A 22,825-nucleotide genomic window follows, 5' to 3' on the forward strand; every position below is an offset into this window, starting at 1 on the left:
GAGGGGCCCACGAGTGCGGTCCGGCTGCCGGCGGGGACCGTGAAGCTCACGCCGTCGAGCACCTGGCGGCCCGCTGCCGGCTGCTGCTCCTCACCCGGGGGGCCGGCCGCTCCCCTGCCGTCGGCCGGGCGGCGCGGGCCGCCGTCGGCGTCCGCGTCCGGGCCCTCCGCGCCCTCGTAGCCGAAGCTGACGTCGCGCAGTTCGATCCTGCCGGCTGCACGGCTGCGCGCCGGCTGCGGCCGCCTGGGCACCGGCTCCGCCTCGTCCTGCCGCTCCGGTTCCAGCCGTGCGATCTCCTGGATGCGGTCCAGGGCCGCGAGCCCGGACTGGATCTGCACGAACGCGCTCATGGCGGACCCGATGGGCATCACGAGCAGGAAGAGGTAGAGGATGAAGGCGATGAGGTCCCCCAGCTGCAGCTCACCCGCCGCCACCCGGATGCCGCCCACGGCCAGGACCACGATGAAGGCGCCCTGGACGCAGATGGACATGATGGGCTGGACCGCCGCCTGCAGCCGGGCCATCGCCACGCCCGCGCGGAACGCCGTGGTGGCCTCGATGTCGATCACCGCCGCCTCCCGGTCCTCGGCCACGGAGGCCTTGATGGTCCGGATGCCGGACAGACCGCGTTCCACGGCCGCGGTCATGGACCCCACGGCGTCCTGCACGTCCCTGCTGCGCCGGCGGATGAGCCTGCCGAGGACGAGCACCCCGCCGACCCCCACCAGGACCGCGCTCAGCGTGATCCCGAAGAGCAGCGGATCGATGAGCACCATGAGCACCACCGCTGCGCAGAACATCAGGAGCGAGGACACGATCTCGAACAGCCCGGAGGTGATGACGCTGCGCATGAGGGTGGTGTCGGAGCCCACGCGGGAGATCAGGTCGCCGACCCGCCGTCGGTCGAACTCGCGGACGGGCAGCGCGAGCAGCTGCGCCACGAGCGAGCGGCGCACCCCGAGCACCACCGACTCCGCCGTGCGCTGCAGGAGGTAGGACTGCGCGGCGCCGAAGACCGCACCGCCCAGGGTGACGGCCACGAGCAACCAGACGAACACCTGCGCCGGTTCGCTCGCGGAGACGGCGTTCACGAGCTGCTGGACCATGAGCGGCTGGGCGATCGAGAGCCCGGTGGAGACGAGGGAGACGACGGCGACGAGGACCAGAACGCGGACGTGGCCCCTCAGGTAGGGGAAGAACTCGCGCAGGGTGGCGCGCTGTGCGGTGGGCTGCATGTGCCCAGCCTGCGCGCGGGGTTCTCGGGGTGTCAAAGGGCTTCGCGCCCGGCGTAGCCACGGGTGGTCACCCGCCCCGGTACCGGGGCGGAGCACGGGGTTGCCACGGTGCCGGCCGGGTCAGCCGATCAGCTCGGCGGCGACCTCCAGCTGATCGTGCTCGACGAGCCAGCGGACCGCCTCGAGGACGGCGTCCTCCGGCTGGTAGCCGGGCCGGTACCCCAGCAGTGACCTCGACTTCTCGATGGACAGGCAGTGGCTGCGGTGCAGGTGACCCCAGGACGTCTCGGCGTGCTCCGCGGTGGTGCCCTCCCTGAACTGCTCCCAGGTCACTGGTTCCAGCCGGGCGGAGGTACCGAACCACCCGGCCACGATCCCCGCGTAACCCCGGACCGTCAGTGCCGTGGGAGCCACCGCGTGGAAGTCCTCGCCCGCTGCCGCCTCCCGGTGCGCGACGGCGAGCTCGAAGACCTGCGCGACGTCGTCCGCGTGGACGTGGTGCATCATCTCCGCACCGCTGCCCGGGACGCGGAGGGGGTCCCCTGCGGAGAGTGTGCGCCAGACACCGGGATCCACGTTCCCGAGGGGGTTCACCGGCGTCCACCCCGGCCCCACGATGTGCCCGGGGTGGACGGACGTGGTCACCAGACCGCCGTCGGCCGTCTCACGCTTCAGGAACTGCGCGATGCGTTCCTTCTCGATGCCGTACTCGCCGAACGGGGGCGTCCCCTCCCCCTCGGAGATCGGCGAGCGGTCGCTCGGTCCGTAGCGCCACAGGGTGCCGCAGTGCAGCAGGTGCTCCACGCGGCCCCGGAGGGCGGCCACGAGTGCCTGCGTGGACTCCAGGGTGAAGCTGATGAGGTCCACCACCACCTCGGGGTGCTGGGCGAGCACGGTCTCGCCGAACACCCCGTCCGCCTCCTGCTGCTCGCGGTCCGCCTGGACGTGCGTCACCCGGCTCCACTCCGGGGAGTCCGTGTACGGCGTACTGGTGCCGCGGGTGATGTTCACGACCTCGTGCCCTGCGCGGACGAGACGGGGGACGAGGAAGGTGCCGATGTGGCCGCTGCCACCGATGACGACAATGCGCATGGTTCTCCGATTTCGGTCATGGGGTCGATCCCGCGGGACGGTCGGTAGGACGAGCCGTCGACATGGACCGGGCCGGCCCCCTGCCCCGAGACTAGCCCGTCCCGCGCGGAAACAATTTAGGAAAGAGTTTCCTATAGACAGAAAATGTTTCCGCGTTCTACACTTCCGGAACCACTTGCCTCGTCATGGGGCGGAGCGCGCAGCACAGCTTCGAGGAGGATCCCGATGAGCACCGGTACCGGCAGGGTCACCATGGCCGACATCGCCCTCGCCAGTGGCGTGTCCATCGGCACCGTCTCCAAGGCACTCAACAACCGTGGCCAGCTGCGCGAGAACACCCGCGAGAAGATCCTGGCAGCAGCGCGGGAGCTCGGGTTCTCCCAGGGGGGGAACACCTCCTCCGCATCCGACGTGATCACCATCGGCCTGGTGACCTCGGACGACATCGGGCGCTTCAGCATCCCGGTCATGTACGGACTGGAGGACGCCTTCGGCCCGGACCAGGCCTCCGTGCTCGTCAGCAACTCCCGCGGGGACCTGGTGCGGGAACGGCACTGCGTCGAGACGCTCGCGGCCCGCAACGTGGACGCGATCGTGGTGATGACCAACCTCACCGGACCCCGCGCCCCCCTGCCGAAGACATCCGTACCCATCGTCTACGTGATGGGGGAATCGGCCGACGAGGACGACATGTCCGTGATCGTGGACCAGGAGCAGGGGATGCTGCTGGCCCTGGAGTACGGCGCGGCCCTGGGACACCGCAGTGTCGCCTACGTGGCCGGACCGCGCCAGCAGTTCTCGGCGCGCGTCCGCGCCCAGGCCGTCCAGGAGCACGTGGGGACGTTCGGCATGTCCCTCGTCGATGATCGCGTGCTGTACGGCAACTGGTCCGAGGCCTGGGGCCGGCAGGCGGTGCAGATGCTCCGTCAGCGCATGGAACCGGCGGATCTCGTCCTCTGCGGCAGCGACGAGATCGCCCGTGGGGTGACGGACGGCCTGCGCGAGGCGAACATCTCCGTCCCGCAGGACGTCGCCGTGATCGGCTTCGACAACTGGGCCCCTGCCGCGCATCACAGCCGGCCCCCGCTCACCACCATCGACATGAACCTGGAGGAACTCGGCAGGGCCGCCGGGGCCCGTGTCCTCGAGGCGATCGGCGGGAAGGCCCGCCCCGGCGTCGAGGCCCACCCGTGCCAGCTCATCGTCCGCGATTCCACCTGATCGCCTTACCCGTCCAGCAGGCAATCCCCCCACGACAGAGAGACCGATGATGCACTCTCCCCTCCCGAGAACTACCCAGCGGATGCTGCCCCGGGCGCACGGCGCCCCCGGCATCCCCCCGAGCCGCCGCTCGGTGCTCACCTTCGGTGCCGCGGCCCTCGCCGCGGCCGTCGGTCTGACCGGCTGCTCCTCGGCCCTTCCCCAGGCCGACGTCGGAGCGGCGTCGTTCGGGCAGAACCCCTCGGGGCGCATCCGGTTCTGGTGCCGCGGTGTGGCCTTCACCCCCGCGCAGCTGATCGTGGACAAGTACCACGAGGCCCAGTCCGCCGTCCGGGTGGACCTGACGATCCTGCCCGAGGGTCAGATGACCACCAAGCTCGCCACGGCCATCCGCTCCGGGTCCGTCCCGGACCTCGTGGCACCGGACTCCGTCACCACCCCGGTGTTCAGCTCGCGTGAGGCGCTGACGGATCTCACGGACCTGATCGAGGCACTCCCCTACTCCGGGTCCCTGAACCAGCCGCTGCTCGACGTGGCGAGCTACCAGGGCCGCAGGTACGGGTTCCCCGCCATGTCCAACGTCTCCCAGCTGTTCTGGAACAAGGACCTGTACGAGCGGGCGGGGCTGGACCTCGACGCGGGCCCCACGAACTTCGACGAGTACCTCGCGCACGCCGACGCACTGCGGTCCGTGAACGGGATCTCGGGGGTCACCTTCACCGGCAACTCCGCCGGCATCCTCGGCTACGTGGTGCAACCGCACTTCTGGGCCGACCAGAGCCCCTTCTACGACGGTCCCGTGGGCGAGCAGTACGCCACGATCCTCGGCAACGACCCGCTGCGCCGCACCCTCGAGCTGTACGGCCGGTTCCACCGGGAGGGCCTCGCCCAGCCCGGTGCGGCCGCCGACGCCGGCACGGCCTGGGGCCAGGACTTCGTGAACGGGACCGTGGGCCTCTTCCCCGGTTCCTACGACCTCGTGGTGGCCAACGCCGAACCCGACCTCCTCGGTCGACTCGGCGTCAGCGCCTTCCCCGGGCCGGACGGCAACGTCTCCCAGTTCTCGGGCGGCGCCGTGCTGTCCATCCCGCGTGGCGCCGAGAACCCCGGAGCCGCGTGGGACTTCATCAAGTTCGTTGGCGAGATCGAGCAGCAGGAGGAACTCGCGGCGCTCGGCTGGTACCCGGTGCGCAGCGACGTCCTCGACACCGGGTTCCGCGAGGACTTCCCGCTGATGGTGCCGGGGGTGGAACGGATGAACGAGGGCTTCGCCTCACCGACGAGCGCGTACCAGCAACTGACGAACGCGGTCCAGTCCCCCTGGCTCGCCATGTTCCGGGCAGCTGTGTTCACCGACGAACCCCTCGACAGCGTTCTCGAACGCGCCCAGACGGAGACCCAGCGAGTACTCGAGGTGAACCAGGCATGAGCACCACCCTTCCGGCGCGCGGCGGCGATCCCGAAGCGAACGGGTCCACCGGACACACGGACCGGTCCACCACGAAGGACCCAAGGCCCTCGCGGCGCTCCGGGGCCTCCCGGCACGACTCCCGGACCGGGGTCCTGATGATCGCCCCGGCCGTGGTCCTGGTACTGGTGTTCGTCGTCGCACCGCTCCTCTTCGCCACGGTCATCTCCGTCACCAACTGGCCGCTCGTGGGCTCGGTGCAGTTCGTGGGTCTGGACAACTACACGACGGCGTTCACCGACACCACCTTCTGGGGATCGGTGCTCTACACCCTGGTCTTCGCCGTGGTGTCTACCGCCCTCGGGATCCTGGTCGGGTACGCACTGGCCGTCCTGGTCCGTTCCAACCGCCAGGGCTCCGGGCTGATCCGCACCGCGGTGTTCGTGCCCTACGTCATCGGGATCACCTCGCTGAGCTTCGTGGCGATCCTGGAGTTCCGCCCCGACAGCGGGGCCCTGGACCTCATCGCCATGAGACTCGGTCTCACCCAGGAACCCACGGCCTGGCTCCTCGACGGCGTGACCGCCACCGTGCTGATCGTGCTGCTGGGCGCCTACGTGGGCTCGGGGTTCAGCATGATCATCCTGATGTCCGGGATGCAGGGGATCCCCGACGAGCTGTACGAATCGGCCGAGATCGACGGCGCCGGACGGTGGCGGCAGGAGTTCTCCGTCACCGTCCCGCTCGTCAAGCGCTACCTGGGGCTCCTGACGGTGATGGGCTTCATCGGGGCGGTCCTCGCCTTCACCCAGTTCTACGTGCTCACGGGCGGCGGACCCGGGGACGACACCCTCACCGTGATGCTCTACGTGTACAACAAGGCGTTCAACGACCTCCAGGTCGGCTACGCCACGGCGCTCTCGTTCGTCGTCGTCGTGATCGCCCCCGCCCTCACCCTGATCCAGTTCCGCGTCATGCGGGACGACTAAGCACCTCGCGTCCGATCGAAGGAGATTATCGTGAGCACCTCCGTGCACCCCGCCCGGCGGGCGACCCCCGCAGCCGCTGCCCCCGACACCCGGGCCTCCACCCCCGCCGAGCGCCTCCGTACCGCCGTCTACATGGTGCTCGGCATCCTCGTCTCGCTCGTCTTCCTCGCCCCCGTGGCGTGGGCCGTCCTGCGGTCCTTCCAGCCCGGGACGCAGATCGTCGCCCCCGCGGCGGAGCAGTCCTTCGAGGGGCTGACGCTCGACAACTATCGGGGACTGATCGAGGGGATCGGGGCCGGGTCCTACATCTGGAACAGCCTTCTGATCGCCACCTGCACCGCCGTGCTCAGCGTGGTCGTGACCACGCTCGCGGCCTACGCCCTGGTGAACTTCCCGTTCCGCGGCTCCAACGTGGCGTTCGCGCTGATCCTGCTCACCCTCATGGTGCCGTTCCAGGCCGTCCTCACACCGCTGTTCCTCCAGATGAACGCCATGGGCCTGACGGACAACCTCGCCGGGATCATCCTCTTCTACCTGACCTTCAACCTGCCGTTCGGGGTCTTCCTGATGCGGAACTCCTTCGCGCAGATCCCGAGGGAGGTGGTGGAGGCTGCACGGATCGACGGCGCCGGACCGTTTAAGATCCTGCTCCTGGTCCTGCGACCGATGATCATCCCCGGGGCGGCCACGGTGTTCCTCTTCGCCTTCCTGGGTGCCTGGGGCGACTTCCTCGGCGCGCTGACCTTCCTCACCCGGCAGGAGCTCTTCACCCTGCCCGTCGCCGTGCAGAACATCGCCTCCGGGGCCTTCGGGCAGGTGGACTACGGCTTCGTGATCGCCGGCGCCGTGGTGCTCATGATCCCCTGCCTCATCCTCTACGCCGCCATCCAGCGCTACTACGTCCGCGGTCTCGTGGCCGGTGCCGTCAAGGGCTGAACCGCCCGCACCTCCGCCCGACACCACCGTTCCCCCGAAGGGTCCCCATGACATCCGCCACCTCCACCCGCGCCGAACCCGCCGTGACGGCGACCACGTCGTTCCCCCTGGACGCCGTACGGCTCCTCGACGGGGACTTCCGTGCTGCGCAGGCCACCAGCATCCGCTACGTCCTCCAGCTCGACGCCGACCGGCTGCTGGCCCCCTACCGCCGGGAAGCCGGCCTGGAACAGGTCGCGGAGCCCTACGGCAGCTGGGAGTCGGACGGCATGGACGGGCACGTGGGCGGGCACTACCTGTCCGCGCTGGCGCAGCTGTACGCCGCGACCGGTGACGAGCGGCTCCTCGAGCGGCTCGACCACGTGGTGCGTGAGCTCGGACGCTGCCAGGCCACCGGCACCGGCTTCGTGGGCGGCGTCCCGGGCGGGCAGGCGCTCGGGGAGGAGCTCGCCGCGGGCCGCGTGGATGCCGACCTGTTCACCCTCAACGGGCGATGGGTACCTCTGTACAACCTGCACAAGACCCTCGCGGGACTGCTCGATGCCTCCACCCACGCCTCCTCCACCGCCGCACTGGCGATCGCCGGCCGACTCGCCGACTGGTGGATGGACGCGTCCCGGTCCGTCCCGGAGGACGTGTTCGAGCAGATCCTCCACACCGAGTTCGGCGGCATGCAGGACGCCTTCACCCAGCTGGCCGAGGCCACGGGGAACACCGCGTATCTCGAGGAGGCGCGGAGGTTCACCCACCGGAGCATCCTCGAACCGCTCGCCGAGGGCCGTGACGCGCTCGACGGTCTGCACGCGAACACCCAGATCCCGAAGGTGGTGGGCTACGAGCGCTTCGGTGCCCTGACCGGGGAGGCCGCCTACGGCCGTGCCGCCGACGTCTTCTGGGACACGGTGGTGACGCACCGGACGGTCTCGATCGGTGGGAACAGCGTCCGTGAGCACTTCCAGCCGGCTGCGGACTTCACCTCGATGGTGCAGGACGTCCAGGGCCCGGAGACCTGCAACACCTACAACATGCTGAAGCTCGCCAAGCTCCGCTTCGAGCACACCGGGGCCCGGGCCGCCGTCGAGTTCTACGAGCGCGCCACCTACAATCACATCCTCTCCACCCAGCACCCCGAGCACGGCGGCCTGGTCTACTTCACCCCGATGCGACCGGGTCACTACCGGGTGTACTCCGAGGTGCAGGAGTCCATGTGGTGCTGCGTGGGCTCGGGCCTGGAGAACCACGCACGCTACGGCGAGCTCGTGTACAGCCACCGCGGAGAGGACCTCCTCGTGAACCTCTACCTGGCCTCCGACCTGACCTGGGAGGAACGCGGACTGCACGTCCGGATGGAGACGGATCTACCCCGCTCCGACACCGCGACCCTCTCCGTCACCGCCTCCGCCCCCACGGACGCATCCCTTCTCCTGCGCCGGCCCTCCTGGGCGCAGGGCATGAGGATCGACGTCGGGGGGAAAACCGTGTCCGCGGAGCCGGACGCCGACGGGTACGTCCGCCTGCACCGCACGTGGGAGGGGACGACGTCGGTCACGGTGCGCTTCGGGCTGGGGTTCCACGCGGAGGCGCTGCCGGACGGTTCGCCCTGGGTGTCCTACCTGTACGGGCCGGTGGTCCTGGCTTGCCGGACCGGGCAGGAGGACGTGCCGGGCTTCAGGGCGACCGACGAACGCATGGGGCACGTGGCCGCCGGTCCTCTGCTCCCGCTCGCGGCCACCCCGGTGGTCACGGCGGCGGATCCGCTGGACGCCGTGGTGCTCGGGGACCGCGCGTCCCTCACCGCGCACCTCACCGCCACCGTCGACGGAGAACCGCGGACGTTCGCGCTCGAGCCCTTCGCCGGCATCCACGACGAGCGGTACACCGTGTACTGGCCCACCGGAGCCGAGGCGGAACGGACCGCGGAGCTGCGGGCGATGGACCTCCGAGCCGCCGACGCGGAGAGGGTGATCGACGTGGTGGCCGCCGGTGAGCAGCAGCCGGAAGCGGACCACGGGTTCCGCGGCGAGGCCACGCGTGCCGCAGGAAGCGACGGGGAGCACTGGCGCAACGCCACCGGGTGGTTCTCCTACACCCTGAAGGACCCCGACCACAGGGCGACGGTGCTGCGTGTGCGCACCCGGGCGGCGGCGACGCAGCAGCACGAACTGCGCCTGAACGGGACACCGCTCGGGGAGGCGCTGAGGGTGGACCCCGACGGCGGGCAGGAGAGCAGCTACTACCGCGTGGACGACGCCCTCCGGGCGGGCGGTGCGCCCGGTCACCTCGTCCTCTCGGTGCACGCCCCGACCGGCGGCAGCACCGGCGACGTGGTCTCGGTGGCACTGCTGCGGGAGATGTAGTCCCGTGGAGGTCCCGGCGTGCACGCGCTCACGCCTGCACGCCGGGACCGGGTGTCACGGAACCAGGGTCAGCCCGCGGCGTACTCCGCGACGGCGTCGAGCTCGGCCTTCAGGGCGGTGAGCTGACGCCGGACGGCGGCCGGGGCGGTGCCGCCCTGGGAGTCACGGCTCGCCAGCGACCCCTCGAGGGTGAGGACCTCCCGGACCGCCGGCGTCAGGTGGGCGGAGATGCCCGCGAACTCCTCGTCCGTGAGATCCCACAGTTCCACGCCGCGCTGCTCGGCGACGCGCACGGCGGCCCCGGAGAGCTCGTGAGCCTCCCGGAACGGCACACCCTGCCGGACGAGCCACTCGGCGATGTCCGTGGCGAGCGCGAACCCCTGCGGTGCCAGGGACGCCATCCGCTCGGTGTGGAACACGAGGGTGGCGATCATTCCGGAGACCGCGGGCAGCAAGACCTCGAGGGTGTCGATCGCGTCGAACACCGGCTCCTTGTCCTCCTGGAGGTCCCGGTTGTAGGCCAGGGGCAGACCCTTGAGCGTGGCCAGCAGTCCGGTGAGGTCGCCGATCAGGCGCCCCGCCTTCCCGCGGGCGAGCTCGGCGACGTCGGGGTTCTTCTTCTGCGGCATGATCGAGGAACCCGTGGAGAATGCATCGTCGAGCGTCACGAAGGAGAACTCCTTCGTGGCCCAGAGGATGACCTCCTCGCTGACCCGCGAGAGATCCACGCCGATCATGGCGCTCACCCACGCGAACTCCGCGTAGACGTCCCGGCCCGCGGTGCCGTCGATCGAGTTGTGCGTGGCGGAGAAGAACCCGAGATCGGCCGCGACGGCCTCCGGGTCCAGCCCCAGCGAGGACCCCGCGAGGGCACCGGACCCGTAAGGCGACACCCCTGCGCGCCGGTCCCAGTCGGAGAGCCGCTGCACGTCGCGCAGCAGCGCCCAGGCGTGGGCCAGCAGGTGGTGGCTCAGCAGTACCGGCTGCGCGTGCTGCAGGTGCGTCCGCCCGGGCATCGGCGCCTCGAGGTGCGCCTCGGCCTGGTCCACGAGGGCCGCGATCGTCGCGAGCACCCCCCGCGCGATGATCCGGGCGTGGTCCCGCAGGTACATGCGCCCGAGCGTGGCCACCTGGTCGTTCCTCGACCGGCCGGCGCGCAGCTTGCCGCCGAGCGCCGGACCGGCGCGCTCGATGAGCCCGCGCTCCAGCGACCCGTGGACGTCCTCGTCGCTCTCCGCCGGCGCGTAGGCGCCGGAGCGCACGTCGGCATCGAGGCGGTCGAGGGCGTCGATCATGCCCTTCAGCTCACCGTCGTCGAGCAGCCCGGCCGAGCGCAGCACCCGTGCGTGGGCGCGGGATCCCTCGATGTCGTACGGCGCCAGCCGCCAGTCGAAGTGCGTGGACTTGCTGAGCGCCGCGAGGGCGTCCGCGGGGCCGCCGGCGAACCGGCCGCCCCACAGCGAGCCCTCGTTCGTCCCCGGGCGCGCCTGCTTCCGCGACTGACCTGCGCCGCCGTCGGCCGCTGGGGCCATCAGGCGCCCGCCCGCTGGTCCCGGCTCGAGGCCACCTTGGAGGACATGCCGAAGAGCTCGATGAAGCCGCGGGCCATCGACTGGTCGAAGGTGTCACCGGAGTCGTAGGTGGCGAGGTTGAAGTCGTACAGCCCGACGTCGGAGCGGCGCCCGGTCACGGTGGCGCGGCCGCCGTGCAGGTCCATGCGGATGTCACCGGTGACGTACTTCTGGGTGTCGTCGATGAAGGTCTCCAGCGAGCGCTTGAGCGGCGAGAACCACTGGCCGTCGTACACCAGCTCCGTCCAGCGCTGGTCCACGGTCTTCTTGAAGCGGGCCTGCTCGCGCTCCACCGTGACGTTCTCCAGCTCGCGGTGCGCGGCGATGAGCGCCATGGCACCCGGGGCCTCGTAGATCTCGCGGCTCTTGATGCCCACGAGGCGGTCCTCGACGATGTCGATGCGGCCCACGCCCTGCGCTCCGGCGCGGCGGTTGAGCTCCTCGATGGCCTGCAGCGGGGTGACGGGGTTGCCGTCGATCGCCACGGGGATGCCCTCCTTGAAGGAGATGGTCACCTCGTCCGCCACGGGCGGGAACTCGGGCGACTCCGTGTAGTCGTACACGTCCTTGGTGGGGCCGTTCCAGATGTCCTCGAGGAAGCCGGTCTCCACGGCGCGGCCCCACACGTTCTGGTCGATGGAGAAGGGGTTCTTCTTCGTGGTCTCGATGGGCAGGCCCTTCTCCTCGGCGAAGGCGATGGCCTTGTCGCGGGTGAGGGCGAGGTCACGGACGGGCGCGATGCACTTGAGGTCCGGGCCGAGGGTCTGGATGCCCACCTCGAAGCGCACCTGGTCGTTGCCCTTGCCGGTGCAGCCGTGCGAGACGGTGGTGGCGCCGAACTTCCGGGCCGCGGCCACGAGGTGCTTGACGATCACGGGGCGGGAGACGGCGGAGACCAGCGGGTAGGCGTCCATGTACAGGGCGTTGGCCTTGAGTGCCGGCATGCAGTACTCGGTGGCGAACTCGTCGCGGGCGTCGGCCACGTAGGCCTCGACGGCGCCGCAGCCGAGGGCGCGCTGGCGGATGGTCTCGAGCGACTCGCCGCCCTGTCCGACGTCGACGGCCACGGCGATCACCTCGGCACCGGTGGCTTCGGCGATCCAGCCGATGGCGACGGAGGTGTCGAGTCCGCCCGAGTAGGCGAGGACGATGCGTTCTGTCACGTGGATGTGCTCCTTCGATTGTGCGGGCGGGTGCCCGCAGCTGGGTCTGGGTGGGTGCGCCTCGGACGGGCGCTCACACCGGGGTCTGGGCCAAGCGTAGCGGCGCGGGCCTCATGCCTGCTCGGGTCCGGTCTGGGATTCCTGGGCGAGGCCGAGGAACCGCTCCGCGACGGCGGCGCCGCCGTCGCTCTCGCGGGTCACGATCATCACCGTGTCGTCGCCGGCGATGGTCCCGAGGACCGAGGGCAGCACGGAGTGGTCGATCGACAGGGCCAGGAAGTTCGCCGCCCCGGGCGGGGTGCGCAGGATCACGATGTTGCCGGAGGCCTCGGCCGTGACGAGCAGTTCGTTGCAGAGCTTCGCGAGCCGTGCGTCCAGGATCTCCTGGGACACCCCGCTGTGCACGTGGCGCCCGCCGCCCTCCACCGGCACCGCGTACACCAGCGCGCCGTCGGCGCCCCGCACGCGCACCACGCCGAGGTCCACGAGGTCCCGTGAGAGGGTCCCCTGGTTCACCTGCAGACCCTCGGCGGCCAGGAGCGCCGCGAGGTCGCCCTGGGACCGGACGGACCGCGCGGTGAGCAGGTCCGTGATGCGTGCGTGCCGGGCGGTCCTCGTGGTGGGCCGGGCGGTGTCCCGCTGCACGGTCACCGCGCCCGCTCCGGGTCCTCCGGGTCACCGGAGCGGGCCATGAGCCAGGTCATGAGCGCCTTCTGCGCGTGCAGGCGGTTCTCGGCCTCGTCCCACACGAGCGACTGCGGGCCGTCGATCACGTCGGCGGAGATCTCGTACCCCCGGTAGGCGGGCAGGCAGTGGAGCACGACGGCGTCGGGTGCGGCCTGTGCGAGGGCGGCGGCGTCCACGGCGTAGGACCGGAAGAGCTCCTGCCGTGCGGCTTTCTCGGCCTCCTGGCCCATGGACACCCAGGTGTCCGTGGCGACGACGTCGGCGTCCGCGAGCGCGAGCGCGGCGTCGGAGGTGACGAGGACGGACCCACCGGTCTGCGCCGCGCGTTCCTCGGCGGCCGCGACGACGGCCGGGTCCGGGAGGTGGCCCTCGGGACCTGCGATCCGCACGTGCATGCCGGCCGTGGCGCCCGCGAGCAGGTAGGAGTTGGCCATGTTGTTGGCGCTGTCACCGAGGTAGGTCAGGGTGAGTCCGGCGAGCGTTCCCCTGTGCTCGCGGATGGTGAGCAGGTCGGCGAGCAGCTGGCACGGGTGGTAGTCGTCAGAGAGCGCGTTGATCACCGGGACGCGGGAGGCCGCGGCCATCTCCTCGAGACCGGCCTGGGCGTAGGTGCGCCACACGACGGTGGCGACCATGCGCTCGAGGACCTTGGCGGTGTCGGTGATGCTCTCCTTGTGCCCGAGCTGGGAGTCGTCGGCCCCGATGATCAGCGGCACTCCCCCGAGGTCGGCGACCCCGGCGGCGAAGGACACCCGGGTGCGGGTGGAGGTCTTGTCGAAGATCACCGCGACGGTCCTCCGCCCCGCGCCCTCCCCGGCGTAGGGGGCGTGGGCGTACGGCGCGGCCTTGAGCTCGGCGGCGAGGTCGAGGACCTCCGCCTGCTCGGCGGGCGTGAGATCGGTGTCGACGAGGAAGTGGCGAGTCATGATGCGGTCTCCGGGGATTCTGATCGAACTGTCGTGGCGGTGGCGAGGATGGCGGGCAGGGCGTCGAGGAACGTGCCGGCCTGCTCACGGGTGAGGATGAGCGGCGGGGCCAGACGCAGGGTGCGCGGACCGGTCGCGTTGACGACGACCCCCGCCGCGAGGGCCGCCTGCACCACTGCGGGTGCATGCTCGCCGTCGAGGTCGAAGCCGATGAGCAGCCCCTGTCCGCGGACCTCCGTGACCCCGTCGAGCTCCCCCAGGCCTGCGCGCAGGAGACTCCCGACGTCGGCGGCGGACCGCAGCAGGTCCGCGGTCTCCAGGACGTGCAGGGTCGCGAGCCCCGCGGCGGTGGCCACCGGGTTCCCGCCGAAGGTGGTGCCGTGCTGGCCGGCCGTGATCAGGGTGGAGACCTCCTCCCCGAAGGTGACGAGCGCCCCCACGGGGAAGCCGCCGCCGAGTCCCTTGGCGAGGGTCATGGCATCCGGTACCACGTCCTCGACGGCCTGGTGGGCGAACCACCGGCCGGTGCGCCCGATGCCGGTCTGCACCTCGTCGAGGATCAGCAGGGCACCGTGCTCGCGGGTCAGGTCCCGGGCTGCGCGCAGGTAGTCCGCGGACAGCGGCCGGACACCGGCCTCGCCCTGGATCGGTTCCAGGACCACCGCGGCCACGGTGTCGTCCATGGCGGCGCGCAGTGCCTCGACGTCGTCGAACGGGAGGTGCTCCACACCGCCCGGCAGCGGTTCGAACGGTGCACGGTAGGCCTGCTTGGAGGTCAGCGCGAGCGCCCCCATGGTCCTGCCGTGGAAGGCGCCGTCGAGCGCGATGATGCGGTGCCGTTCCGGCGTGGAGTTCCGCCGGGCGAGCTTGAACGCCGCCTCCAGCGCCTCGGTGCCGGAGTTGGTGAAGAACACGCGCGATCCGGTGGGAGCCCCGGAGAGGGTGAGGAGCTTCTCGGCGAGCGCCACCTGGGGCGGGCTAGTGAAGAAGTTGGAGACGTGCCCGAGCGTGGCGAGCTGGCTCGAGATCACGGAGGTGACGAAGGGGTGGGCGTGACCGAGCGCGTTGACGGCGATCCCGCCGAGGAGGTCGAGGTACTGGGTGCCGTCCGCGTCCCAGACGTAGCAGCCGGACCCGCGGACCAGCACGCGCTGCGGGGTCCCGAACACGCCCATCACGGAGGTGCTGTACCGCGCGAGCCAGGCGGCACCGGAGTCGCCGCCCGTGAGCTGCTGGGCTGCTGCACCCGGCGCCGCGTCCGACACGTGGACGGCGGTGCCGGCGAGTTCCGCTGAGGTCATGACTGCGCTCCCGGGGTGTGGAGGGAATCGGGGACCACCTGCGTGCCGATGCCCGCGGTGGTGAAGGTCTCCAGGAGCATCGAGTGCGCGAGCCGCCCGTCCACGATGTGCGCGCGCTCCACGCCGCCCTCGACGGCCTGGAGGCACGCGGCCATCTTGGGGATCATGCCCGACTCGAGCCCCGGTAGCATGCCCCGGAGCTCGGTCGCGGAGATGGTGGAGACGAGGGAGTCGCGGTCGGGCCAGTCGGCGTAGAGACCTTCGACGTCGGTGAGGATCACGAGCTTGGAGGCGTCCAGGGCGACGGCGAGCGCGGCGGCCGCGGCGTCGGCGTTGACGTTGAGGACCTGCTGCGTGGGGTCGCCGTCGGCATCGTGCTCGGGAGCGACGGTGGAGATGACCGGGATGCGCCCGGCCTCGAGGATGTCGAGGATCGCCCCGGGCTGCACCTCGGTGACCTCGCCGACGAGTCCGAGGTCCACCTCCTCGCCGTTGACCACCGTGCCGGTGCGCACCGCGCGCAGCAGACCGCCGTCCTCCCCGGAGAGCCCCACGGCGTAGGGTCCGTGGGAGTTGATGAGGCCCACGAGTTCGCGGCCCACCTGCCCGGTGAGGACCATGCGCACCACGTCCATGGCCTCCGGGCTGGTCACCCGCAGGCCGCCCCTGAACTCGGACTCGATGCCGAGCCGGCCGAGCATGGCGTTGATCTGCGGGCCGCCTCCGTGCACCACCACGGGGCGGATGCCCACGTGGTGGAGGAAGACGATGTCCTCGGCGAAGGCCCGGCGCATGTCGTCGTCGATCATGGCGTTGCCGCCGTACTTGATCACCATGGTGGTGCCGGTGAAACGCCGGATCCAGGGCAGCGCCTCCATGAGGGTGGCGGCCTTGTCCTGGGCCTGCAGGGTGGACGGGGTGGCGTCCGTCAGGGATGACTCGGTCACGGGGCTCTCCTCTCAGCTCGAGTACGCGGAGTTCTCGTGCACGTACTCGTGCGTGAGGTCGTTGGTCCAGATGGTGGCGCTCGCGGTCCCTGCGGCGAGGTCGATCTCCACGGACACCTCGCGCCCGGTGAGGTCCACGAGGTCGCGGGACTCCCCGATGCCTCCGTTCCGGCAGATCTGCACGCCGTTCATGGACACGTTCAGCTCGTCCGGTTCGAACACGGCGTCCGTGGTGCCGACGGCGGCGAGCACGCGGCCCCAGTTCGGGTCGTTGCCGAAGATGGCGGTCTTGAAGAGGTTGGAGCGGGCGACGGCGCGGCCCACCACTTCGGCGTCGCGTTCGGAGGCCGCGTTGACGGTGGTGACGGCGATGGTGTGGCTGGCGCCCTCGGCGTCGGAGATGAGCTGGGCCGCGAGGTCCAAACAGACGTCCGTCAGCGCCTGCGTGAACTGCGCCTGGTCCGGGGCGATGCCCGCGGACCCGGAGGCGAGCAGCACCACGGTGTCGTTGGTGGACATGCAGCCGTCCGCGTCCGTGCGGTCGAAGCTCACCCGGGTGGCCTCGCGCAACGCGGCGTCGAGCGCGGCGGCGTCGAGCGCCGCATCGGTGGTGAGGACCACGAGCATGGTGGCGAGCCCGGGTGCCAGCATCCCGGCGCCCTTGGCCATTCCGCCGATGGCGTACCCCTCGCTCGCCGAGTCCGCAGTGGCCGGGTAGCGGGCTTCCTTGGACACCGAGTCCGTGGTCATGATGGCCTCGGCGGCGCCGGGTCCGCCACCGCGTCCGAGGGAGCCTGCGGCGTCGGTGACGCCGGCCAGGAGCTCGGGCATGGGCAGCTGCTCGCCGATGAGCCCGGTGGAGCAGACGAATACGTCCGTGGCCGAGACCTCGAGGAGCTCGGCGGTGACCTCCGCGGTGCGGTGCGTGTTCTGGAAACCCTCCGGCCCGGTGCAGGCGTTCGCGCCGCCGGAGTTCAGTACCACGGCGTCCACCCGGCCGTCGGAGACCACCTGGCGGGACCACAGCACGGGGGCCGCGGCCACGCGGTTGGAGGTGAAGACGGCGGCGGCATGGTGCAGCGGGCCGTCGTTGACCACGAGCGCGACGTCGGGCCTACCGGTGCTCTTCAGGCCTGCGGCGACACCGGCGGCGCGGAAGCCGCCCGGGTAGGTGATGCTCATGGTGCGATCCCCTGGAGGGTCAGGCCCGAGGTCTCGTCGAGACCCAGGGCGATGTTCATGGACTGCACGGCTCCGCCGGCGGTCCCCTTGGTGAGATTGTCGATGGCGCTGCTGACGACCACGCGGCCGGCGTGCTCGTCGAAGGCCAGCTGGAGGACGGCGTGGTTGGAACCGAGCACGGACTTGGTGGCCGGCCACTGGCCCTCGGGCAGGATCCGCACGAAGGGTTCCTCGGCGTAGGCCCGCTCCCACGCCTCGCGCAGCTGCGCGTGGCCGACGCCCGGCCGCACCCGGGCGGTGGCCGTGGTCAGGATGCCGCGGGCCATGGGAGCGAGGGTGGGCGTGAAGGAGAGCTGCACGCGCTCGCCGGCCACGAGGCTCAGGCCCTGCTCCATCTCGGGGGTGTGCCGGTGTCCGCCGCCCACGCCGTAGGGGCTCATGCCTCCCATCACCTCGGAACCCAGGAGATTCGCCTTCGCGGCCTTGCCCGCACCCGAGGTACCGGACGCGGAGACGATGACGACGTCGTCGGGCTCCAGGAGACCGGCGGCGAACCCGGGCGTGAGGGCCAGCAGCACGCTCGTGGGATAGCAGCCGGGGACGGCGATGCGGCGCGCACCCACGAGGTCCGCGCGGCAGCCCGGCAGTTCGGGGAGGCCGTACGGCCAGGTCCCGGCGTGCGCGGAGCCGTAAAACTTCTCCCACGCGGCGGGGTCCTGCAGTCGGTGGTCCGCCCCGGCGTCGATCACGAGCGTGTCCGGGGAGAGCTGCGCGGCGACCTCGGCGCTGGCCCCGTGCGGCAGGGCGAGGAAGACGACGTCGTGCCCGGCGAGGACCTCGGGCGTGGTGTCCTGGAGCACGCGGTCGGCGAGGGAGTGCAGGTGGGGCTGGAGGCTCCCGAGAGCTGCGCCGGCGTTGCTGTGCGCGGTGATGGCCCCGACCTCGATGTCCGGGTGGTTCGCGAGGAGACGCAGGAGCTCCCCCCCGGCATAGCCGCTGGCTCCGGACACTGCTGCGGTGAACGTCATCCTCCGACACTACAGCAAGACTATGCACGTACACACATAGTTATGCGCATCCTCCCGGGAGGCGCTTCCGCCTAGCATGAGCAGACACCGTCGAAAGGATTCCCCATGCCCTCAGCCATCGTCCTCACCGGAGCGGGGGGCCCGGAGGTCCTCACGCTCGCCTCCGTGGACCGCCCGGAGCCCGGCCCGGGCCAGCTCCTGGTGCGTGTCGCCGCCGCGGGCGTCAACTTCATCGAGACCTACCAGCGCAGCGGTGCCTACCCGGTCCTGTACCCGTTCACCCCCGGCGCCGAGGCCGCGGGCACGGTCGAGGCCCTCGGCCCGGACGTGGACGGCTTCTCCCCCGGGGACCGCGTCGCGTTCGCCGAGGGGACGGGCACCTATGCGGAGTTCGCCGTGGTGGACGCCGAGAAGGCCCTGCCCGTCCCCGACGGCGTGGACCTCGAGACCGCCGCCGCGCTCCCCCTCCAGGGCATGACCGCCCACTACCTGGTCACCTCCACGTTCCCCGTGGAGCAGGACCAGACGGCACTCGTGCATGCCGGCGCAGGCGGTGTGGGGCTGCTGCTCATCCAGCTCCTGAAGGCCCGGGGCGCGCGCGTCATCACCACCGTCTCCACCCCGGAGAAGGAGGAGCTGGCCCTCGGTGCCGGGGCCGACGACGTGCTGCGCTACGACGGGTTCGCCGACGCCGTGAGGACCCTCACCGACGGCGTGGGCGCGGACGTGGTGTACGACGGCGTGGGTGCCGCGACGTTCGACGACTCGCTCCGTTCCCTGCGCCTCAGGGGCACCCTGGTGCTCTACGGCGCCGCGTCCGGCCCCGTGGAACCCTTCGACCTGCAGCGGCTCAACGGCGGCGGCTCACTGTTCGTCACGCGGCCCACCCTCGCGCACCACCTGCTCACCGCCGAGGAGAGGCGCTGGCGCTCGGAGGAGCTCTTCGGCGCGGTCACCTCCGGCTCCCTCTCCGTGCGGATCGGGGCACACTACCCGCTCGCCGACGCCGCCCGCGCCCATGAGGACCTCCAGGGACGGCGCACCACCGGCAAGGTGCTGCTGATCCCCTGAGCCGGATCACGCGGGGATGCATGAAGGCCCGCTTTCCGTCACCGGAGGGCGGGCCTTCATGTGCTGCATCAGGGTCAGCGCTGGACGGCGCCGAACCGTTCCGCGGCGAGGTCCACGGCGGCGTCGCGTGCTGCGCTCGCCTCGTCCGCCGTCAGGGTGCGGTCGGGAGCGCGGAAGCGCAGGGCGAAGGCGAGGGACTTGTGCCCCTCGTCGATCCCCTGTCCCGCGTACACGTCGAACAGGCCGACCTCCTCGAGGAGGTCCCCGGCCCCTTCCCGCAGTGCCTCCAGCACGTCCCCCGCCACCACGGCGTCCGGGACCACGAGGGCCACGTCCTGGGTGGCCGGTGGATACGTGGACAGCGGCCGGGCCACGATGACGTCGGCCGCGGCGTCGAGGAGCAGATCCGCGTCGAGCTCGAGGGCCACGGTCCGCGCCGGGAGGTCCTGCGCGGCGATCAGCTTCGGGTGCAGCTCACCGGCGTACCCGAGCACCTCGCCGCTGCGCAGTTCCACCTGCGCGGTGCGCCCCGGATGGAACGCCTGGTGGGTGCCCTGCCGCACCACCACGTCCACCCCGGCGGTCTCCGCCATCAGGCGCACGGCGTCCACGGCGTCGGCCCAGTCCCAGGCCCGCGGGGTGGTCCCGGCCGACGCCGCCACCTCGTGACCCGTGAACAGGGCCGCGACGGTGTACGGCTGGTGCGGGATGCCGGCATCGAGACCGTCGAGGACGTCGTCGTCGGGCCGGATGCCGAGCGGCGGGATGGACTCGCTGCCGAGCTGCCCCTCCGGGAGGAACACCGTACCGGCCTCGAAGAGCGCCAGGTCACGGAATCCGCGGGAGTGGTTGCGCTTGGCGAGCTCCACGAGACCGGGCAGGAGCGAGCGGCGCAGCTGGCCGAACTCCGCACTGAGCGGGTTGGCGAGCGTCACGGCCGGCGCGTCGGCCCCCTCCTCGGGGGTGCCGAACGTCGCGTTCGCCCGTCCGCTGACGAACGGGTAGGCCAGCACCTCGGTCAGCCCCGCGGAGGCGAGGGCGTTGACGAGGCGACGGCGCTGCTGCTGCAGGCGGGTCAGGCCACGACCGGGAGGGGCGACCGGCAGTGTGGAGGGGATGGTGCCGTAGCCGAGCAGGCGGATGATCTCCTCGGTGAGGTCCTCGCGGGTCTCCAGGTCCGTGCGCCAGCTGGGTACCGTGACACGGAACCCGCCGTCCGTGCTCTCCACGGAAGCCCCGAGATCGGTGAGCGTGCCGGTGATCTCCCCGGTGCTGAAGTCCCGCCCGATCAGGCGTGCCGGGAAGTCCGCCGGGAGCTCCACGACGCGCGCCTCCGGAGTCTCGCCGACGTCGGTGGAGGTGGTGTCGGCGGTGCCGCCCGCGAGTTCGACGAGCAGCTCGACGGCGCGCTGCGCGGCGATGTCCGCCACGTCCCGGTCCACGCCGCGCTCGAAGCGCTTGGACGCCTCGGACGGGAGCCTGTGGCGGCGCCGGGAGCGGCCGATCCCGACCTCCTCGAAGTGCGCGGCCTCGATCAGGACATCCTTCGTGGTGTCGGTGACCTCCGTGGCGGCTCCGCCCATCCCCCCGGCGATCCCGATCGGCCCGGAGTCGTCCGTGATGAGGAGGTCCTCGGGATCGAGCGTGCGCACCTTGTCGTCCAGGGTGCGCAGTGTCTCCCCGGCGGTGGCCCGCCGCACCACGATCTCCCCGGCCAGCGTGTCAAGGTCGTAGAAGTGCAGGGGCTGACCGAGTTCCAGCATCACGTAGTTGGAGATGTCCACCACGAGCGAGATGGAGCGGATGCCGGCCAGGCGCAGGCGTGCCGCCAGCCACGGCGGGGGGGGGCGCGCGGCATCCCCGCCCCGGGCGGCGCGGGCGGCGAAGCTGGCGCCCCCGGGCCCGCCGTAGATCGGGGCGGTGTCCTCGGGGCGCGCCGGGCACGCGGGACCCTGCGCGGCCGGGGCCGGGACGGGGGACGCGGGGTCGGTGAAGGCCGTGCCGGTGGCGTGGGCGTACTCGCGGGCCACGCCGCGGATCGAGAAGCAGTACCCGCGGTCCGGGGTCACGTTGATCTCGGCCGCCTCGTCGTGCAGACCGAGGAGGTCCAGGGCGTCCGTGCCGACCTCGGGGTCGAGCCCCAGGGTGGAGAGCACCAGGATGCCGTCGTGGTCCTCGCCGATGCCGAGCTCCCGGACGGAGGCGATCATGCCGGCGGAGACGTGGCCGTAGGTCTTGCGGGGGCTGATGCGGAAGTTCCCGGGCAGCACGGCCCCGGGAAGGGTGACCACCACCTTGTCACCCACCACGAAGTTGTGGGCACCGCAGACGATCCCCTGCACACCGGAGGGATCGATCCCGTCGCCGGTCAGGGTCTGCTCGGCGCCCTCGGGCACCACGCGGACGGTGCACCAGTTGATGGTCTTGCCGTTGGACTGCGGCTCCTCGACCCGGGTCAGGACCTGACCCACCACGACGGGACCGGTCAGCTCGTCGGAGGGACGGTGGACGTCCTCCTCCTCGAGCCCCACCTTCACCAGCTCGGCCATCACGTCCTCCGCGGTCGCGTCCGCGGGGACGGCTGCGAACTCGCGCAGCCACGACAGTGGGATTCTCATCTAGATCTCCATCCCGAAGTGTTCGCTGAAACGTACGTCGCCCTCGATCATGTCGCGCATGTCGCCGACCTCGTTGCGGAACATGAGTGCCCGCTCGATCCCCATGCCGAAGGCGAAGCCGGAGTACACGTCCGGGTCGATCCCGGTGGCGCGCAGCACGTTCGGGTTGACCATGCCGCAGCCGCCCCACTCGATCCAGCGCGGTCCGCCCTTGGCACCGGGGTGCCAGATGTCCAGTTCGGCGCTGGGCTCGGTGAAGGGGAAGAAGTTCGGTCGCAGACGCACCTTGGCCTCGTCGCCGAAGAGCTGCTGCGTGAAGTGCTCCAGCGTGCCCACGAGATCGGCCATGGTGAGGCCCTTGTCGATCGCGAGGCCCTCGAACTGGTGGAACACGGGCGTGTGGGTCGCGTCGAGCTCGTCCGTGCGGAACACCTTCCCCGGGCACAGGACGTAGATGGGCAGCTCCCGCTCCAGCATGGAGCGGACCTGCACCGGTGAGGTGTGCGTGCGCAGCACGAGGTGGGCCTCGGGCGGATCCACGAAGAAGGTGTCCTGCATCTCGCGTGCCGGGTGGTCCGGCTTGAAGTTCAGGGCGTCGAAGTTGAACCACTCGGACTCCAGCTCGGGGCCCTCGGCGATCTCCCAGCCCATGCCCACGAAGACGTCGCTGACGCGCTCCTGCAGGGTGGAGAGCGGGTGCCGCGCACCGATCCGACGGCGTCGGGGCGCTGCCGTGACGTCCACGGCCTCCTCGACGAGGATCCGCGCGTCGCGCTCGGCCTCGAGCTCGGTGGTGCGGGCGGCGAGCGCCTGGTTGATCCGGCCGCGGGCCGGGCCGATGTTCTTGCCGGCGGCCGACTTGGACTCCTTCGGCAGCGCGCCGATCCCGCGGTTGGCGAGACTGAGCGGTGACTTCTCGCCGGTGTGCGCGATGCGCACCGATTTGAGGTCCTCGAGATCGGTGGCGGTGGCCATCGCGGCGAGCGCGGCGTCGACGGCGGCGGCCACTGCCGCGGGGTCCAGCGGATCGGGCACGTGGGGTGCGGAGCTGCCGGGTCCGGCCTGCTCGGGGATTTCGGACATCTCGGTTGCT

At 71.3% G+C, this 22,825-nt stretch carries 18 protein-coding genes; 6 read left to right on the top strand and 12 right to left on the bottom strand.

Translation table 11 applies throughout. From position 1 onward, the window contains the following. Positions 1-1,235 (bottom strand): ABC transporter ATP-binding protein (locus AC792_RS10810; protein ID WP_268753375.1); only part of this gene is annotated, 1,235 nt, incomplete at its 3' end. Positions 1,236-1,355: 120 nt separating this feature from the next. Continuing rightward, complete coding sequence (locus AC792_RS10815; protein ID WP_049830532.1) at positions 1,356-2,327, bottom strand: NAD-dependent epimerase/dehydratase family protein; 972 nt, start codon at positions 2,325-2,327, stop codon at positions 1,356-1,358. Between the two features lie 225 nt (positions 2,328-2,552). On the opposite strand from AC792_RS10815, the gene AC792_RS10820 reads away from it, so the two are divergent. From AC792_RS10820 to AC792_RS10840, 5 genes are read left to right on the top strand one after another with little or no spacing between them, the layout of a single operon-like run. After that, the gene (locus AC792_RS10820; protein WP_049830533.1) at positions 2,553-3,548 is read left to right on the top strand and encodes a LacI family DNA-binding transcriptional regulator; all 996 of its coding nucleotides are present in this window, start codon (positions 2,553-2,555) and stop codon (positions 3,546-3,548) included. Between the two features lie 46 nt (positions 3,549-3,594). Next, on the top strand, positions 3,595-4,977 hold the full coding sequence (locus tag AC792_RS10825; RefSeq protein WP_082177664.1) for an ABC transporter substrate-binding protein: 1,383 nt from the start codon (positions 3,595-3,597) through the stop codon (positions 4,975-4,977). Continuing rightward, positions 4,974-5,945 (top strand): carbohydrate ABC transporter permease, encoded by a 972-nt coding sequence (locus AC792_RS10830; RefSeq protein ID WP_082177665.1) that lies wholly within the window; start codon positions 4,974-4,976, stop codon positions 5,943-5,945. Before AC792_RS10825 ends, AC792_RS10830 begins: the two co-directional genes overlap by 4 nt. Before the next feature lie 30 nt (positions 5,946-5,975). Next, a complete protein-coding gene (locus tag AC792_RS10835) occupies positions 5,976-6,881 on the top strand; it encodes a carbohydrate ABC transporter permease (RefSeq protein WP_235436642.1) in 906 nt (301 codons plus the stop codon). 47 nt (positions 6,882-6,928) lie between these two features. Continuing rightward, on the top strand, positions 6,929-9,238 hold the full coding sequence (locus AC792_RS10840; protein WP_049830535.1) for a beta-L-arabinofuranosidase domain-containing protein: 2,310 nt from the start codon (positions 6,929-6,931) through the stop codon (positions 9,236-9,238). Positions 9,239-9,306: 68 nt separating this feature from the next. On the opposite strand, the gene argH is transcribed toward AC792_RS10840, so the two are convergent. From argH to argC, 8 genes are all read right to left on the bottom strand, one after another. Beyond that, positions 9,307-10,770 carry an argininosuccinate lyase gene (gene argH, locus AC792_RS10845; RefSeq protein ID WP_049830536.1) on the bottom strand — a complete coding sequence of 488 codons (1,464 nt, stop codon included), beginning with the start codon at positions 10,768-10,770 and terminating at the stop codon, positions 9,307-9,309. After that, a complete protein-coding gene (locus AC792_RS10850) occupies positions 10,770-11,972 on the bottom strand; it encodes an argininosuccinate synthase (RefSeq protein ID WP_049830537.1) in 1,203 nt (400 codons plus the stop codon). The genes argH and AC792_RS10850 overlap by 1 nt, the downstream gene beginning before the upstream one ends. 111 nt (positions 11,973-12,083) lie before the next feature. Further along, positions 12,084-12,623, bottom strand: coding sequence for an arginine repressor (locus AC792_RS10855; RefSeq protein ID WP_049830538.1), 540 nt, complete (start codon positions 12,621-12,623; stop codon positions 12,084-12,086). Next, on the bottom strand, positions 12,620-13,585 hold the full coding sequence (argF, locus tag AC792_RS10860; RefSeq protein ID WP_049830539.1) for an ornithine carbamoyltransferase: 966 nt from the start codon (positions 13,583-13,585) through the stop codon (positions 12,620-12,622). Before argF ends, AC792_RS10855 begins: the two co-directional genes overlap by 4 nt. Further along, positions 13,582-14,886 carry an acetylornithine transaminase gene (locus AC792_RS10865; RefSeq protein ID WP_082177666.1) on the bottom strand — a complete coding sequence of 435 codons (1,305 nt, stop codon included), beginning with the start codon at positions 14,884-14,886 and terminating at the stop codon, positions 13,582-13,584. The genes argF and AC792_RS10865 overlap by 4 nt, the downstream gene beginning before the upstream one ends. Continuing rightward, on the bottom strand, positions 14,883-15,764 hold the full coding sequence (gene argB / locus AC792_RS10870) for an acetylglutamate kinase (protein WP_152916152.1): 882 nt from the start codon (positions 15,762-15,764) through the stop codon (positions 14,883-14,885). The genes AC792_RS10865 and argB overlap by 4 nt, the downstream gene beginning before the upstream one ends. A gap of 81 nt (positions 15,765-15,845) precedes the next feature. After that, complete coding sequence (gene argJ / locus AC792_RS10875) at positions 15,846-17,015, bottom strand: bifunctional glutamate N-acetyltransferase/amino-acid acetyltransferase ArgJ (protein WP_049830541.1); 1,170 nt, start codon at positions 17,013-17,015, stop codon at positions 15,846-15,848. Then, on the bottom strand, positions 17,012-18,043 hold the full coding sequence (gene argC, locus AC792_RS10880) for an N-acetyl-gamma-glutamyl-phosphate reductase (RefSeq protein WP_049830542.1): 1,032 nt from the start codon (positions 18,041-18,043) through the stop codon (positions 17,012-17,014). The genes argJ and argC overlap by 4 nt, the downstream gene beginning before the upstream one ends. 105 nt (positions 18,044-18,148) lie before the next feature. Here argC and AC792_RS10885 point away from each other — a divergent pair, with 105 nt between their 5' ends. Continuing rightward, on the top strand, positions 18,149-19,114 hold the full coding sequence (locus tag AC792_RS10885; RefSeq protein WP_049830543.1) for a quinone oxidoreductase family protein: 966 nt from the start codon (positions 18,149-18,151) through the stop codon (positions 19,112-19,114). Between the two features lie 74 nt (positions 19,115-19,188). Here the strand turns inward: AC792_RS10885 and pheT are convergent, their stop codons facing one another. Beyond that, positions 19,189-21,732, bottom strand: coding sequence for a phenylalanine--tRNA ligase subunit beta (gene pheT / locus AC792_RS10890; RefSeq protein WP_049830544.1), 2,544 nt, complete (start codon positions 21,730-21,732; stop codon positions 19,189-19,191). Further along, positions 21,733-22,815, bottom strand: coding sequence for a phenylalanine--tRNA ligase subunit alpha (pheS, locus tag AC792_RS10895; protein WP_049830545.1), 1,083 nt, complete (start codon positions 22,813-22,815; stop codon positions 21,733-21,735). Between the last annotated feature and the right edge of the window lie 10 nt (positions 22,816-22,825).

The organism is Arthrobacter sp. RIT-PI-e (assembly GCF_001187915.1).
In the GTDB taxonomy this organism is placed as follows: Bacteria; Actinomycetota; Actinomycetes; order Actinomycetales; family Micrococcaceae; genus Arthrobacter_D.